The organism is Vibrio sp. 2-Bac 85 (assembly GCF_037546705.1).
Classification (GTDB): Bacteria; Pseudomonadota; Gammaproteobacteria; order Enterobacterales; family Psychromonadaceae; genus Psychromonas.
The window spans coordinates 226,581-240,472 of record NZ_JALAAB010000003.1; the positions used below are offsets into that span (position 1 = coordinate 226,581).

Here is a 13,892-nt window from a genome sequence, read left to right on the forward strand (position 1 = left end):
TTTCGTTTTCACGAATTGCAAAAAAGCCCAGTTTATACTGGGCTTTTTTTTGCTTGTTTTTTAGCGGTATGAGCCTTAAGGTTAGGCAATAAATAATAAGAGGAGAAAATAATGCTGAACGTGGCGATGGTTGAAAAGTTGAATGAGCAAATTAACTTAGAGTTCTACTCTTCAAACTTGTACTTACAAATGAGTGCTTGGTGTGAAGATAAAGGTTATGAAGGTGCTGCGGAAATGTTGCGTAAGCATGCAACAGAAGAAATGGAACATATGAATCGCTTATTTACTTACGTTAGTGAAACAGGTGCATTACCTATTTTAGGCTCAATTGATGCGCCCCCTGTAGGTTTTAAATCATTGAAAGAAGTATTTCAAGAAACCTATGAACATGAATGTTTGATTACTAGAAAAATAAATGAATTAACGCATGTCGCTTTCACTACTCATGATTATTCAACATTTAATTTTTTACAGTGGTATGTTGCTGAACAACACGAAGAAGAGAAATTATTTAAAGGTATCTTAGATAAAATCGATTTAGTTGGAGAAGATGGTAAAGCGCTATATTGGATTGATAAAGATCTTGCTGAAATGGCAAAATCGGGTGCAACTTCAATTATGGATAGTGCTGTTTAAGCTGATAAAATTGAGTCGTTTCTTGCTTACAGAGCAAATCTAATGAGAGCATGGTCAATTAAGCCATGCTTTTTTGTATTTCCCCCTCAAAAGTAATGTTAATGGCTTGTAAATGGCAAGCGACTTCTTTAAAATTCAGCGAGTTTTTATGCAAACATTCGTAATTCATGATTCAACGGATTGATGTATACCCCCCAGTTTTGTATTTTTTGAACTGCTTTTTTAGTAGCTCACAATGGAGATGGTTAAATGAGCAATGCGCCTGTTAATTCTGGTCGTCGCAAGTTTCTGACACTAACAACAGGAGTTGTTGGTGGAATAGGGGCTGCTGCAGTGGCAGTACCTTTTGTGAAATCTTGGAGTCCAAGTGAAAAAGCTAAAGCTGCTGGTGCGCCAGTTAGTGTAGATATTAGCAAAATCCAGCCAGGTCAGTTAATTCGTGTTGAATGGCGAGGTAAACCTGTATGGGTTGTCTCGCGTACACCAACAGTAATTGAAGAACTCGCTACGTTAGATAGTAAATTACGTGATCCTGAATCTAAAGAACCTCAACAACCTGAATATGCGAAGAATGCTGGACGTTCTTTAAAACCAGATTTATTCCTTGCTGTTGGTATTTGTACTCATTTAGGTTGTTCACCAACTTATCTACCGGATTCATTCAACGAGCAAGTTGAAGGGGTAGAGTCTGGATTCTTCTGTCCATGTCATGGATCAAAATTCGATATGGCAGGACGTGTATTCCAAAACGTACCAGCACCATTAAATTTGGTGATCCCTCCGCATTATTATGTGGATGAGACAAATATTCTCATTGGCGTAGACAAAGGAGATGCCTAATGCTTAAAAAATTAGTAATGGACGGCATCGATTGGATCGATACTCGTATCCCAATGACGGAAACGTGGAATAAACATCTTGCGCAATATCCAACACCCGTTAACTTTAATTTTTGGTACTTTTTTGGTTCATTAGCGATGTTAGTGCTAGTTAATCAATTATTAACAGGTATCTGGTTAACAATGCACTATAACCCTTCTGCTGAAGGTGCATTTGCGTCAATTGAATACATTATGCGTGATGTACCTTACGGTTGGTTATTGCGTTACATGCATTCAACCGGTGCATCTGCTTTCTTCGTGGTTATCTATTTACATATGTTCCGTGGATTAATTTACGGATCATATCAAAAACCACGTGAATTAATTTGGATCTTCGGTATGTTGATCTTCTTAGTGTTGATGGCTGAAGCATTCATGGGTTACTTATTACCTTGGGGACAAATGTCTTTCTGGGGTGCGCAAGTAATTATTTCATTATTCGGTGCTATCCCTGTTATTGGTGATGACCTAACACTTTGGATTCGAGGTGATTACGTTATTTCTGGTGCGACGCTTAACCGCTTCTTTGCATTACATGTGGTGGCATTACCACTGGCTTTAGTGGCCTTAGTCTTCTTACATATTGTTGCCCTACATGAAGTGGGTTCAAATAACCCTGATGGTGTAGAGATTAAACAGAAGAAAGGTTCTGCCTCAGAAGAAGCTAAAGGCAAGTTCACGTTCCACAAACAATACAGTGGTAAAAAAGATATTATTGATGCAATTCCGTTCCACCCGTACTTTACGGTGAAAGATATCATGGGCGTGTCAGCATTCTTAATCTGTTTTGCCGCAGTGATATTCTTTATTCCAGAGGGCGGCGGTTTCTTCCTTGAGCCACCTAACTTTGAAGCTGCAAATGGTTTGAAAACACCTGCTCACATTGCACCAGTTTGGTATTACACGCCGTATTACGCCATTTTACGTGCGATACCGGATAAATTAATTGGTGTTGTGTTCTTTGGTGGCTCTATTGCGATCCTATTCTTATTACCATGGTTAGATCGCTGTAAAGTTAAATCAATACGTTACCGTAGTTGGATTCATAAACTAAATATTACACAGTTCATTATCTGTTTCATCGTATTAGGTGTGCTAGGTGCCTTACCAGCAACGCCGTTATATACGCTTATTGCACAGATTGCATCTGTCGGATATTTTGGATTCTTTATTGCACTGTTCTTGTACAGTAAAAATGAAAAAACCAAACCACTACCAACGAGGTTGACACACTAATGAAAAAATTATTGATCGCCTTAGTGGCATTTTTACCAAGTTTAGTATTTGCATCGGGTGCAGCGATTCATTTAGATAAAGCTAACTATGATTTAACGGATAAAGCTTCACTGCAAAATGGTGCAAAATTATTCATGAACTACTGTTCTGCTTGTCACTCAACTGCACATCAACGTTATCAACGTGTTGCGACTGATTTAGGGATTCCTGATCAGTTAATGAAAGACAACCTAATTTTTACAAATAGTAAAATTGGCGAGTTAATGAAAAACAGCATGGATAAAAAAGATGCGGCTAAATGGTTTGGTAATGCACCATTAGATTTAACCTTAGAAGCCCGTTTACGTGGCCCTGATTGGATATATACTTACTTACGCTCTTTCTATAAAGACCCTAATCGTCCATTCGGCGTAAATAATGTTGTCTTTAAAGATGTAGGTATGCCGCATGTATTAGAAGAACTGCAAGGTATTCCAACGGCTATTATTGAAACTCACGTTGATGAGCAAGGTGTCGAACACCATACCGTTGTCGGGCTTGAAAGTAGCGGTACAGGTGAGATGTCATCCGATGAGTATGACCGAGCGGTGTTAGATCTGGTAAACTTCCTAGTCTATTCAGGTGAGCCGAATAAACTAGAGCGTCAAAGCTTAGGTTTCTGGGTAATTGGTTTCTTAATTATCTTATTTGTACTGAGTTACTTATTGAAGAAAGAGTACTGGCGCGATATTCACTAGTCGTCACAACACTTTCTCTATTATCTTATCGGCAATGGTGTCACTATGACGTCATTGCCGTTTGTGTTTTTTAAACACTTAATTTTTTAACTACTAGGGGTATTCCATGGCCGTAGCTGTAAATAAACGTTCAGTAATGACGTTGTTCTCAGGACCATCTGACTTATATAGTCATCAAACTCGCATCGTATTAGCTGAAAAGGGTGTCAATGTTGATATCACATCAGTAGACGAAGAGAACCCATCTGAGGAGTTAGCTGAGTTAACGCCAAATAGTGATGTTCCAACATTAGTTGACCGTGAATTGGTTTTATATAACTCACGCATCATCATGGAATATTTAGATGAGCGTTTCCCGCATCCACCATTAATGCCTGTATACCCAGTTGAACGTGCTAAAAGCCGTCTACTAATGCAACGTATTGAAAGTGAATGGTATCCTTTAGTAGCACTGATCATGTCAGGTAATGAATCTAAAGCTGAGCCTGCTCGTGTAAAATTACGTGCTAAAATTCTTGAAGTTGCACCTGTATTTGAACATTTCGCTTATTTCATGTCTGAAGAGTTTACGATTGTTGATTGTTATATGGCTCCTTTACTATGGCGTCTACCTGAGTTGAAAATTGACTTAGGTTACGACAATGTAACAGGCTTGAAGAGTTATATGGTTAAAGTATTTGAACGTGAATCTTTCCAAGCTTCAATGACTGAAACTGAACGTGAAATCCGTATCGGTGCTTAATTCTTAATTTTGTAGGTATTTTATATGTCGGAAATGTTAGTACAACGTCCTTATTTAATGCGCGCTTTCTATGACTGGATAGTTGATAGTGAATGCACGCCTCATGTAATTGTCGATGCGACCAAACCACATGTTGATGTACCATTACAATTTGTAGAAAATGGCAAAATTGTATTAAATATTGCGCCACGCTCTGTGCTTGATTTTTCATTAGATGATAATGCGTTATCCTTTAATGCTCGATTCTCTGGCATACCTACACAAGTTTATGTGCCTATGTATGCTATTGAAGGTATTTATGCGCGTGAGAATGGCGCAGGCACTATTTTCCCCGATGAGCCAGCGTATGATGAATATGATGCGCCTATGCAAGCCGTTGAAGATAAGAAACAAGTACAGCAAGATATAAAAGGCACTAATACAAAAGGTACTAACAAAAAATCGTTTCTTACTGTTGTTAAGTAGCTAAATACTAGTGGTTAAGTAGTTAAGTAGTTAAGTACTAAGCTGCTAAGTAACTTCTACAGTATATAAAACTTTTAATTATATCTTGAAAAACCGAGCTTGCTCGGTTTTTTTATAAGTTTTAAAATTAGTAAATCAATGACTTAGGAAGTTACTGTCGAATCTGAGCATGCGGATTTATGCATTAAAAAATAAATAATCAAAGATTAGCTTATGAAAGCCAAAAGCCGATAACAGGATATGTTATCGGCTTTTTCGTATGTGCTGAGTCAGCCTTTAAAAAGAATGCTACTTAATATTTAATTATGTTCACTCTGTTTCTATTAAGGGCGTTTCTGCAAAATGTTGTTTAGAAAAAGCAACGCGCTCTTCCACGGTCATTTTGTCTGCATCCTTTAAACTTTCCACTAATTTAAGGCGAGGCAAGATGCCGGTGCCATTAGCAATTTGAATTGCCAATCCAGGACGTGCATTGAGTTCTAATAGCATCGGTCCGATATCGCGATCTAATACCATATCCGTTCCTAGGTAACCCATTCCTGTCATCTCGTAGCAACTAGCTGCTAAGTAAATCAAACGCTCCCAACTAGGTACTACAAGCAGCTTTAGTTCTTTATCTGTGTCAGGGTGACGTTCAACTGGTAAATCGAACTGAACCGCATTAATGGCCTTTCCTGTGGCGATATCAATACCAACACCAACAGCACCTTGATGTAAATTTGCTTTCCCATCGGAAGCGGCCGTTGAAAGGCGCATCATTGCCATTACAGGAAAACCTTTAAATACGATAACACGTACATCAGGTACACCTTCAAAGCTAAAACCATCAAATGCACTATCAAATTGAATTAAACCTTCGATCACCGCAACATCTGCGCTACCACCTAAGCTGAATAAGCCCGCTAAGATATCTGTTACATGACGTTTGATCTCTGAAAGGCTTTCTTCATTACCATTGGATTTATAATAGCGACCATTTTCAACTTTAGTTACTACAAGAATACCCTTACCACCACTGCCTTTAGCGGGTTTTATTACAAAGCCTGGAGTATTAGTAATGAATTGTTCTACAGTTTCTACTTCCGCTTGCATGGTGATCACACCTAAAAGAGCAGGGGTAGTGACATTTGCATCGCGCGCAATAATTTTAGTTTTTAATTTATTATCCACTAAAGGATATAAACGTCTAGGGTTGTAACGGCCGATATAGCGGCTATTACGTTCATTCATCCCCATTATGCCTTTTTTCTTTAACTTAAAAGGGCTACTGAAAAACATGCGCTACTCCTTGTCCACTAATGGCTTGAAGCGGCGTAATTCTAATAAGCGGTAACCAGTGTAACTACCCAGTAATAATACTAGCGCCATGACCACAAATTGCAGTCCGATAAAGTTAAACATTAGGTGTCGAGTGACATCATTACTCATTACAAAGTAAGCAAATACAGCCACGATCAAACTACCGCCACCTTGCTTGAATACTTCTTTAGCACCTTCCTCTTCCCATAACACTGACATGCGCTCGATGGTCCAAGATAAGATGATCATTGGGAAGAAGGTGATTTTGAGGCCTTCGGTTAAGCCAAGTTTATAAGACAAAACACCAAATAGGGCGATCAGTAAGATAACCATTATTATCACTGTCGATATCCGTGAAACCAGTAATAAATTTAGGTGAGAAAGATAGGAACGAATGAATAAACCTACTGCCACCAACATCACAAAGCCGACGATACCAGTGATTAAGCTAGTTTGAATAAAGGCCATTGCGATCAATACCGGCATGAACGTACCGGATGTTTTTAAACCAATCAAAACACGCATCATAACAACGATTAGCACACCTAATGGAATCATTAAGATGCCTTTAAACAAAGATTGATCTTCAATAGGTAAACTATGGATCGAGAAATTAAATAAATGCTCATTGTCATTCTTTTGCAAAATAGCCGCTAACGCTGGTTGATCTTGCTGAATCATTGAGAAGCTGACTTTAGAATTCACCCCTCCAGTTAATTCTAATAATGCCTTACCACTTTGATCCCACAATAATAGATCTTTACGATCCACTTCTTGAAGGCTTGAAGCATCAAATAAGCGAGATTCAATTTTTCCATTTTTTTCTTGGAAAACTTCAACTAAAGGCTGCAAATGCTGACGACGGCGACCATCTTCTAGAACTAATGCTCCGACTTTTTTAGTGGGAATTTTCGCTTCGTTAAGTAATCCAATTAGAATGTTTGTTTTAGAGCTTTTAGAAGCAAGTACTAATCTAATGCTTTGATTAGGCTGTTCTGTGTTTAATTGCTTTAAAATTTCGCGGGTGAAACTAAAAGCATCTGCACTAGTTTTAAAGGCATCTTTAATAATATCAGTGCCAGCGGCTAAGCCGGCAGCACCATATTCAGTCTCAAACAACTCTGGCATTTTAGTGATGGGTTGATCCACACTATCACTATCAACTAATAGCTGAATATTATAATAAAGTGTCTGAGGACCTGTCGCTTGACGGATTGTCCATTGTGCTTGTGGTTTATTATCTTCATATAAAAAAGATAAACCGTAACCCGGAGAAGCTGCATTTTGACTGATTTGCGTATAGCCTGCTTGGCTATTTGGCGTACTCAATGAGGCGAGTACAGGTTTTCCAGTCGCTTCAAATTCAATCTTGGCATCAATATTCCAGACCGACCGTGTTTCACCTGGCATCCAAGGAATATCAAAAGCCAAATGGCGTTGTACTGTTTGAAACACACCCAGTAAAAAAAGTCCTGCTACTAAGGTGAAAAAGAAAATACGAGCATTCATGGGTGTTTCCTATTTATTATCTTCAGCTTGATACTTAGGATGAATATAATCTTGGCTAACATCAACAATCATCACGTCTTGTATAAAGCTACGCCCAATGAGTACTGCATAGTCCATATGTTGACGGTCGGTTAAGGTAAATTCAGATTGTTGAGTAATACCACCCATACGAACATTAAGCTTGATCACTGGACGTCGATCTCTTTCACCAGGTTCACTAGACTGTAATATTTTCACGTAACGATCTATTCTTGCTTCAATGATGTTGGCTTCTGCATCTTTATCGTGTGCGATGTTAAATCGAACCCAATTTTTACCATCACGTTCAAAATGTTGAATATTCACCGCGTTAATTGACGAGGTAGCGGCACCAGTATCAACACGTGCTCTAAAACTTTTCTTCGCTTTATTGATATATAGCCATTCAGTTTGACCCAATACCGTTTTATCTAGATAAATATCGCGTTTGCTCACTTTGCTAACTACAACATTACTTCTTTTGGGTGTTTTTGCTGCAACAGCTTTTTGTTTTGCTATTTGCTGAGCTAATTGTTGGTTAAGTGTTTGCGCTTCTTTTTGGGTTTTTTCTAAATCAGTTTGTACAGCTTCTAATGAGCTTTGTTTTTGCTCAATATCTGCTTTAGAAGTCATTAATTCAGTTTCTAACTCTGTAATTTTTGTCGCTTGTTCAGTGAGTGTTTGCTGAATTTTTTGTTCAGTTTCAGTAGTAGAAATAGATATACATCCAACGGTCAAAAATAGTGAAGTAAGTGTTATAATGGCCGTTTTTTTTAAAAACATGCGATTTCCTTAGCGTTAGTTAAAAATCAAAAAAATATGGTATCAGTTTGCGTTATAAATAGCAGTGATAAATTGTTTGTGACGCCCTTTATCGTTCAGGTTTAAGTAGGTAATACATTCCTAAGCCAGTGTTTTTTGTGCACACGATGAATGACTAATATTACTTTTATTAACTCTTCGGAAAGCGTAACAATATAAGCTTCTACTAAACTGAAATTATAATAAGTAACTGCAACGTAAGTCAGTGGAATACCAACGCACCACATGCAAAAAATATCCATAAACGTACTGTAATTGATATCTCCACCGCTGCGTAATACGCCAATAATACCGATAAAGTTCACAACACGAATAAACAGGGCACAAGCAAGTACCAGTAACACTTGTGATGCGCTCGCATTAGCGGACGCAGAAAGTGAAGGAAATAGCGATAATACCGGCTCTCTAAAATAAATGATCAGCGGTATAAATATAAATGCTAAAACCGGCACAAATAAAATAAATGTCCAAGCCTGTTGCCAAGCTCTATCGAATGCTTTTGCTCCTAGCTCATGACCAATCATTGTGCCACTCGCAATTGCTACGCCGATAAATAAGGCGAATATCGTTTGTTCTATCGTCGATACCATGCTCATTACTGCTAGTTCTTGCACACCAATCATGGCAAAGATCAGCGTGTAAACAAAAACACCTAAAGCCCATCCGCTATCATGCAATATCATTGGAATTGCAAGTTTCAAATAACGTTTGATATCTAACAGCGATAAAGCAGTCTTTATCTCTACTAAACTGGCTAAGATAAAAGGCCTTTTTTTAGCAATAAATAATATCAATAATAGCATTTGAATAGCGCGAGCTAAAAAAGTTCCCCAAGCACTGCCTTCTACTCCCATAGCGGGGAAACCAGCATGCCCAAATATTAAGATATAGTTAAAAAAAGCGTTCAGTGGCAGCACTAAAAAACTAATATTCATGGCCGTTTTAGTATCGCCAGCAGAACGTAGTGCGGTTTCTAATGGTAAGACGACTGCGATAAATAAAAAGCTGTAGGCTGTGATTTTTAAATATTGGTTAGCAAAAACAAGCAATACAGGGTCATCACTGGCTAAACCTGTGACAGTGCTTGGTGAGAGCACATAAAATGCAACAAAAGGTAGGGTGACAACAAAACTAATTAATAAAGAGGTGATTAAACTACGACGTAAGCCTGAAAGCTCTTTGGCACCAAAATATTGAGCGGCGAGCACACCGCCTGCATGGCTGACACCGACCATCATTAATAAGTTAAAGAAAAATACTTTATTACCTAAGCCGACGGCAGCAATTTCAGATTCGCCAAGTTGACTCACCATCAGAATATCTACTAACCCGAGAAATGAATAAAGTAGTGATTGTAGAGTGATAGGTAGTGCCAAGGTCCACAATTTTTTTTGAAAGCTTTTATCGCGAAACGTAAGGATTTTATTTTTCATAACACACCTTAATCAACCTCTGAGAGAGCAGTTTAGGAAATAGTTTTTGTGAAGGTACTGATGATTAAGCGGTTTGTCTTTTGTTTAAAATAAAAGCTGATAATAAAGCAAAAAAACAAAAAATAAATAAAGGGATTTGGCCCATTTTTTGATAGGGGGTTTGTCCATAGGCTGGCTGTATTGAACGTCTTAATACTGCGGCTGTATTTGATGGTAATCGCCCTAACTCATTACCCTTACTGTCATAGATAGCTGTGATCCCGTTATTGGTACTACGTAATAACGGACGTCCTAACTCAATAGCACGCATTCTGGCTATCTCTAAATGTTGTGCAGGGCCAATTGAGTGTCCAAACCAAGCATCATTGCTCAGGGTAATAATCATACCCGTTTCTATGCCTACATTTTTTCGCAATAGTTCGGGAAAGGCAATTTCATAACACAGGGAAGGGGCTATGGTTGTTTGCTCAATACTTAGGTTTTTTTGCATTTCAGGTCCACGATTAAAGCTCGACATGGGTAAATTAAAATAAGGTGCTAACGGGCGTAAAAGATCTTCAAAGGGCACAAACTCACCAATCGGTAAAAGGTGATGTTTATTATATCTATTTGGACTTATTGGTGAATAACCTTGCCCTTCAGGAAGTTTGCCAAGCATGATAATGCTATTAAAATACTCATTTTCTCTAATATTATAATTAATAATCCCGGTTAATAGAGTTTTGCCTTGTAGTGCCAACTCCTTTGATAGAGGTTGTAAAAAGCGCTGCATATCTATTTCCAAGCCTGCAATAGCGGATTCAGGCCAAATGATTAATTCATTATCATTTGTCTGCACTTTATTACTCTTTTGCGGAATAGTATCAGGGCTGTTTTTATTTGCTGCAGGAGAAATGAGCTTCGAACTTGCTTTGGACAAGTCTAAATATTTAAACAAAGAAGGGTACAGTTGGTCTGCTTTCCATTTTTCATTCTGATCGATGTTACCTTGCACTAATGCAACGTTGACCGCTGGTTGTAATTCGGTAAAGGTCAGTTGTTTTAAAGCATAACCACTCGACACTAAAAAAATAATTAACAAGTAAGATAAGCGCTGAAATTGTTTGATTAATATTAACGTCAGCGCACAACAAATAAGCATTACCGCTAAGGTGATGCCTTGCACTCCAAATATAGGAGCAAAACCTGCTAATGGTGTATCTGCATGGCTGTAACCGAGGTAGGCCCAAGGCATACCTGTTAATACCCAACCGCGTAACCAATCCGTGAGCAACCATAAGCTAGGTAAAATGAGTAGCAACCTAATGGCAGCACTATTTTCTGGCAATTTAATTTTATAACTTAACCATAGCGCGAGGGTTGGAAACAAGGCGAGATAAGCACACAACACAACAATCAATAAGCCGCTAACAATACTCGGCATTCCGCCAAAAAGATCCATGCTGACATAGATCCAATGCATAGTGGCAATGAACATTGAGAGGTTAAAACTAAAGCAGACTAAGAATAATTTTTTGTTTACTAATTGCGTTTGTTGCAGCAATAAAAACAAGCCAACAAAGGATGGGTATAAAACCCACCATTGTTGAAAAGGTGCAAAAGCAAATACTTGTATCGCGCCTAACAATACTGCAATTATTAATTGCGCGGCCAGAGAAGAGATGATCTTGCCCTGTAATTTGCTTAAGCTTTTTTTCAATCTCTTTTGAGCTCTTTTTTAAGTTCTTTTGGAACACGTACTTGTAACTGTACTAAGCGACGATTATCTGCATTAGTGACTTTAAACTTATGCTCTGCAATAGTTATTTTTTCACCACGGCTAGGTAAGTGACCTAGCTCATGCAAAATTAACCCGCCAATCGTATCTTGAATTTCAATATTATAATCAGTTTCAAAAAAAGCATTAAAATCAGCCAGAGTGGTGAGTGCACTTACAGTATAAGTACGTTTACCTATTTGACGAATTTCATCTTCTTCTTCGTAATCAAATTCATCTTCAATCTCACCCACAATCACTTCTAAAATATCTTCAATAGTGACCAAGCCAGATACACCACCGTACTCATCGACGACGATAGCCATATGGTAACGTTGACTGCGGAACTCTTTTAATAGGGTATCTAAGCGCTTACTCTCAGGCACCACTACGGCTTCTCTGAGAATATCTTCTATTTTAAAATCATCTGGATCCGAGCTGAAACCATATTGAATCAAGTCTTTTGCCAATAGCAAACCGACGACATGGTCTTTATCTTCTGTGATAACAGGAAAGCGGGAGTGTGCAGATCTGATAATTTCTGGCAACAACTCTTCAACAGGCTGATGTAAACCTAGGGTTACCATTTGTGAACGTGGGATCATGATGTCTCGAACGCGCATCTTAGATACGTCGATCACACCTTTTATCATTTCTTTGGTTTTTTGATCGATAACTTGGCGCTGTTTAGCGCTATCAATCACATCTAATAACTCTTCTTGACTCTTTGGCTCGCCTTGGAAAAGGTTGCCGATTTTATCGAGCAGGCCTTCTTTAGGCTGCTCGTTGCTAGAATGATAATCTTCCGACATTAATTTTATTTACTCTTTTTCGCTTAAATAAGGGTCACTGAAACCTAACTCAATCAGTAGTTTAGTTTCAATGCTTTCCATCTCTTCTGCTTCATCATCATCAATATGGTCGTAACCTAATAAATGCAGCGTACCATGTACTAGCATGTGTGCCCAATGTGAGGTCAACGCTTTCTGTTGTTCCATTGCTTCTTTTTCAACCACCTGTTTACAGATTACTAGATCCCCTAATAAGGGTAAAGTGATCCCAGGCGGATTTTGGAAAGGAAAAGATAAAACATTAGTTGGTTTATCTTTATCTCTATATTGGTGATTCAACTGCTGACTTTCTTCACTGTCTACAATACGCACCGTTAGTTCCGCATCATCGCGCATTTCATCGCTAGCTGCAAGGAGGGTTGTACTTATCCACTTTTCTAATTGGGCTAAGTCTGGCAGTGCTTGTTGGTCTTCAGTCGCCAGCTGTAAATCCACATAAAGTTCCATTACGCGTTACTCGCTTCGCTTTCTGCAATTTCTTTTTTTCTATCAAAGGCATCGTAAGCTTTCACAATACGCGCAACAACCGGATGGCGTACTACGTCATCGGCTAAGAAAAAGTTAAAACTGATACCCTCATCGACTTCGCCTAGTACTTCAATGGCATGGCGTAAACCAGACTTTTGATGGCGTGGTAAATCGATTTGCGTGATATCACCGGTAATAACCGCTGTAGAGTTAAAACCAATACGGGTCAGAAACATTTTCATTTGTTCTGTTGTCGTATTTTGGCTTTCATCCAAAATAACAAAAGCATCATTTAGAGTACGCCCGCGCATATAAGCCAACGGTGCAATTTCGATGATATTTTTTTCAATCAGTTTTTCAACTTTTTCGAAACCTAACATTTCAAATAATGCGTCGTATAAAGGGCGTAAGTACGGATCTACTTTTTGTGATAAATCACCCGGTAGAAAACCTAGCTTTTCGCCTGCTTCAACTGCTGGGCGCGTTAATAGAATACGACGTACTTCTTGGCGTTCTAAAGCTTCAACTGCACAAGCCACGGCTAAGTAAGTTTTACCCGTGCCGGCAGGGCCAACACCAAAGGTAATATCATTACGTAAAATATTGCTGACGTATTTAGTTTGGTTTTCACCGCGCGGTTTAATCACACCACGTTTAGTTTTAATGGTTAAACTTTTAAAACCAGGATCTTCAGAGGCTGGTTTTACTTCTAACAAACGATGTTCACTGAATAAATTCTGTAAAGCTAAATGTACATCTTCATCGGATAAGCGCGGTGCTTTACCTTTAATAGGCTGTGTTTCAATGTACAAGTCATTTAATAAATCACTGCAAGCTTGGGCATAACGGTGTTCGCCTACTACTTGAAACTGTGCATCTTTATAAATGATTTCAACACCCAAACGGCGTTCAATTTGTTTAATATTATCGTCAAATGAACCGCATAAAACCGCTAAACGGTCTTTGTCTGCTGGGACTAATTCAAGATGTACTGTCGTTAATTTTGTGGTCAAATTGTAACGCCTTCTTTTGCTGAGCT

14 protein-coding genes are annotated in these 13,892 nt (G+C 38.5%); 6 read left to right on the top strand and 8 right to left on the bottom strand.

Features of this window, described 5'->3' with window-relative positions:
• Window positions 1–111 precede the first annotated feature (111 nt).
• The 6 genes from ftnA to MT390_RS05405 all read left to right on the top strand — a co-directional run bounded on the left by ftnA (window position 112) and on the right by MT390_RS05405 (window position 4,697).
• Window positions 112–636: a non-heme ferritin gene (ftnA, locus tag MT390_RS05380; RefSeq protein WP_166370975.1), complete on the top strand. Its 525-nt coding sequence runs from the start codon at window positions 112–114 to the stop codon at window positions 634–636.
• A gap of 249 nt (window positions 637–885) precedes the next feature.
• Entirely contained in the window at window positions 886–1,476 is a 591-nt protein-coding gene (petA, locus tag MT390_RS05385) for a ubiquinol-cytochrome c reductase iron-sulfur subunit (RefSeq protein WP_166370973.1), read from the top strand.
• Between the two features lie 17 nt (window positions 1,477–1,493).
• On the top strand, window positions 1,494–2,753 hold the full coding sequence (locus MT390_RS05390; protein ID WP_499440080.1) for a cytochrome b: 1,260 nt from the start codon (window positions 1,494–1,496) through the stop codon (window positions 2,751–2,753).
• Window positions 2,753–3,490 (top strand): cytochrome c1, encoded by a 738-nt coding sequence (locus MT390_RS05395; RefSeq protein ID WP_166370969.1) that lies wholly within the window; start codon window positions 2,753–2,755, stop codon window positions 3,488–3,490. Before MT390_RS05390 ends, MT390_RS05395 begins: the two co-directional genes overlap by 1 nt.
• 106 nt (window positions 3,491–3,596) lie before the next feature.
• A complete protein-coding gene (gene sspA / locus MT390_RS05400; RefSeq protein WP_499439989.1) occupies window positions 3,597–4,232 on the top strand; it encodes a stringent starvation protein SspA in 636 nt (211 codons plus the stop codon).
• Between the two features lie 24 nt (window positions 4,233–4,256).
• The gene (locus tag MT390_RS05405; RefSeq protein ID WP_499439991.1) at window positions 4,257–4,697 is read left to right on the top strand and encodes a ClpXP protease specificity-enhancing factor; all 441 of its coding nucleotides are present in this window, start codon (window positions 4,257–4,259) and stop codon (window positions 4,695–4,697) included.
• Window positions 4,698–5,006: 309 nt separating this feature from the next.
• On the opposite strand, the gene MT390_RS05410 is transcribed toward MT390_RS05405, so the two are convergent.
• The 8 genes from MT390_RS05410 to MT390_RS05445 all read right to left on the bottom strand — a co-directional run bounded on the left by MT390_RS05410 (window position 5,007) and on the right by MT390_RS05445 (window position 13,866).
• A complete protein-coding gene (locus MT390_RS05410) occupies window positions 5,007–5,975 on the bottom strand; it encodes an alpha-L-glutamate ligase-like protein (RefSeq protein WP_499439993.1) in 969 nt (322 codons plus the stop codon).
• Between the two features lie 3 nt (window positions 5,976–5,978).
• The gene (locus MT390_RS05415; protein ID WP_499439995.1) at window positions 5,979–7,505 is read right to left on the bottom strand and encodes an inactive transglutaminase family protein; all 1,527 of its coding nucleotides are present in this window, start codon (window positions 7,503–7,505) and stop codon (window positions 5,979–5,981) included.
• A gap of 9 nt (window positions 7,506–7,514) precedes the next feature.
• Window positions 7,515–8,306, bottom strand: coding sequence for an ATP-dependent zinc protease family protein (locus tag MT390_RS05420; protein WP_499439996.1), 792 nt, complete (start codon window positions 8,304–8,306; stop codon window positions 7,515–7,517).
• A 101-nt stretch (window positions 8,307–8,407) separates the two neighbouring features.
• A complete protein-coding gene (locus MT390_RS05425) occupies window positions 8,408–9,778 on the bottom strand; it encodes an MATE family efflux transporter (protein WP_499439997.1) in 1,371 nt (456 codons plus the stop codon).
• Between the two features lie 64 nt (window positions 9,779–9,842).
• Entirely contained in the window at window positions 9,843–11,477 is a 1,635-nt protein-coding gene (gene lnt, locus MT390_RS05430) for an apolipoprotein N-acyltransferase (RefSeq protein ID WP_499439999.1), read from the bottom strand.
• Entirely contained in the window at window positions 11,474–12,346 is an 873-nt protein-coding gene (locus tag MT390_RS05435; protein WP_166370953.1) for a CorC family transporter, read from the bottom strand. The genes lnt and MT390_RS05435 overlap by 4 nt, the downstream gene beginning before the upstream one ends.
• 9 nt (window positions 12,347–12,355) lie before the next feature.
• Window positions 12,356–12,820 carry an rRNA maturation RNase YbeY gene (gene ybeY / locus MT390_RS05440; protein ID WP_499440000.1) on the bottom strand — a complete coding sequence of 155 codons (465 nt, stop codon included), beginning with the start codon at window positions 12,818–12,820 and terminating at the stop codon, window positions 12,356–12,358.
• 11 nt (window positions 12,821–12,831) lie between these two features.
• The gene (locus MT390_RS05445; RefSeq protein WP_166370949.1) at window positions 12,832–13,866 is read right to left on the bottom strand and encodes a PhoH family protein; all 1,035 of its coding nucleotides are present in this window, start codon (window positions 13,864–13,866) and stop codon (window positions 12,832–12,834) included.
• Between the last annotated feature and the right edge of the window lie 26 nt (window positions 13,867–13,892).

Bases quoted from the DNA above. Each gene is read 5' to 3' on its own strand.
- MT390_RS05435 (WP_166370953.1), bottom strand. From the start codon at position 12,346: ATGTCGGAAGATTATCATTCTAGCAACGAGCAGCCTAAAGAAGGCCTG.
- sspA (WP_499439989.1), top strand. From the start codon at position 3,597: ATGGCCGTAGCTGTAAATAAACGTTCAGTAATGACGTTGTTCTCAGGA.
- MT390_RS05410 (WP_499439993.1), bottom strand. From the start codon at position 5,975: ATGTTTTTCAGTAGCCCTTTTAAGTTAAAGAAAAAAGGCATAATGGGG.
- MT390_RS05395 (WP_166370969.1), top strand. From the start codon at position 2,753: ATGAAAAAATTATTGATCGCCTTAGTGGCATTTTTACCAAGTTTAGTA.
- MT390_RS05420 (WP_499439996.1), bottom strand. From the start codon at position 8,306: ATGTTTTTAAAAAAAACGGCCATTATAACACTTACTTCACTATTTTTG.
- ftnA (WP_166370975.1), top strand. From the start codon at position 112: ATGCTGAACGTGGCGATGGTTGAAAAGTTGAATGAGCAAATTAACTTA.
- MT390_RS05415 (WP_499439995.1), bottom strand. From the start codon at position 7,505: ATGAATGCTCGTATTTTCTTTTTCACCTTAGTAGCAGGACTTTTTTTA.
- MT390_RS05390 (WP_499440080.1), top strand. From the start codon at position 1,494: ATGGACGGCATCGATTGGATCGATACTCGTATCCCAATGACGGAAACG.
- petA (WP_166370973.1), top strand. From the start codon at position 886: ATGAGCAATGCGCCTGTTAATTCTGGTCGTCGCAAGTTTCTGACACTA.
- MT390_RS05405 (WP_499439991.1), top strand. From the start codon at position 4,257: ATGTCGGAAATGTTAGTACAACGTCCTTATTTAATGCGCGCTTTCTAT.
- MT390_RS05425 (WP_499439997.1), bottom strand. From the start codon at position 9,778: ATGAAAAATAAAATCCTTACGTTTCGCGATAAAAGCTTTCAAAAAAAA.